Origin of the sequence: Alkalihalophilus lindianensis (assembly GCF_032843265.1) — a bacterium.
GTDB classification, from domain to species: domain Bacteria; phylum Bacillota; class Bacilli; order Bacillales; family Bacillaceae_D; genus Alkalihalophilus; species Alkalihalophilus lindianensis.
In genome coordinates, this window is record NZ_JAWJBA010000547.1 from 1 (window position 1) to 260 (window position 260).

The following is a 260-nucleotide window of genomic DNA, read 5'->3' on the forward strand; positions in this document are numbered from 1 at the left end:
TATTTATCAATCTTTATGATTAAAATAGTTTTATCCCGAAAAACTTTGTATCTGTCATATCCTCAATGGCATATTTAATACCTTCTTTACCAATCCCGCTATTTTTCACACCGCCATATGGGATATGATCATAGCGGCGAACAGATACTTCGTTGATCCATACACCGCCTGTTTCTATAGCATCAGCTACACGAAATGCCCTGTTTATATCCGAAGTAAATACAGCTGCATGTAGTCCTAAGTCTGTATCATTTGCGTAT

The 260-nt window shown here is 36.9% G+C and carries 1 protein-coding gene; it reads right to left on the minus strand.

The annotated features are described in order from the left end of the window. Positions 1-19 precede the first annotated feature (19 nt). The coding region (locus RYX56_RS23375) for an aldehyde dehydrogenase family protein (protein ID WP_317124260.1) at positions 20-260 on the minus strand (241 nt) is incomplete at its 5' end.